This window comes from Candidatus Woesearchaeota archaeon (genome assembly GCA_030651375.1).
Lineage (GTDB): Archaea > Nanobdellota > Nanobdellia > Woesearchaeales > UBA12501 > JAUSFM01.
Genome location: JAUSFM010000021.1, coordinates 1 through 1020 on the forward strand (window position 1 = coordinate 1; position 1020 = coordinate 1020).

General features: G+C 51.6%; 2 protein-coding genes. Both read left to right on the forward strand.

Annotation, left to right across the window (positions count from 1 at the left end; all coding sequences use genetic code 11):
* Positions 1-407: NapC/NirT family cytochrome c (locus Q7R76_07245; protein MDO8643334.1), on the forward strand; the 407-nt coding region annotated here is incomplete at its 5' end.
* Positions 408-473: 66 nt separating this feature from the next.
* Positions 474-1020: ethylbenzene dehydrogenase-related protein (locus Q7R76_07250; GenBank protein ID MDO8643335.1), on the forward strand; the 547-nt coding region annotated here is incomplete at its 3' end.

A 1020-nucleotide genomic window follows, 5' to 3' on the forward strand; every position in this document is an offset into this window, starting at 1 on the left:
ACAACGTGTACCAGGAATACAAGCAGACCATTCACTACACCAATCGCACTGGTGTGCGTGCGGTCTGCTCGGATTGCCATGTACCCAAGGACTGGTCGCACAAGATGATTCGCAAGATTCAGGCAAGCGCCGAAGTCTGGGGCAAGTTGGTGGGCACTATTGACACCAAGGAAAAGTTTGAGGCAAACCGTTTGCGCTTGGCGGAACATGAATGGGCGCGGATGAAGGCCAGTGACTCCCGTGAGTGCCGCAATTGCCACAGTTTTGAGGGCATGGACGCTGAAAAACAAAAACTGCGTGGTGCGAAAATGCACAAAATTGCGCAGGACGAAAAACAAACCTGTATCGATTGCCACAAAGGCATCGCCCACCACAAGCCCAAGGGCATGAAGGAAGACGACGAGTAATCGGCGAAAGAGGGGGATTGTTATTCTGGAATTCCCCCATTTTTAATATTTGAAAGGACTTCTCAAATGAAAAAAACAACTGTTTCTATGCTGCTTCTGGGTACTTTGTTGACCGTGGGCTCCCAGTTCGCGATGGCTGCGCCCGATTGGGCCAAGGTTCCCAAACGTGACATCAATGTTTTCCATCCTGGCACGACTCCCATAGAGTGGGTGTCAAAAAAATCAGACCACAGCGGTACTGCAGGCCTGAAGAAGGGTGAAACCTGCGTGGGATGCCACGAAGAAAAAGGTACGTTGAACTTCAACTTCAAGCGTCTTGCAGACAAAGAGCTGGAGCCTAAAGGTGCACCGAAAACGATGATGTACCCCGTTGGAGTCCAAGCGGCCTACGATGCCACCAACCTCTATATTCGGTTGACCTTCAAAGCGCCCACTGGCGGTGCAGACAGCTCAGACAAAGAGAATGACGTCAAAGCCGCAATGATGTTCCCGGATTCGAAGGTTCCGCAGTCTGCGCAAGTGGGTTGCTGGGCCTCCTGTCACCTGGACGCGAGAACCATGCCCGGTGCCGATGAGAAAAAGACCAAGTACGTTAAAGAAGGTACTTACGAGC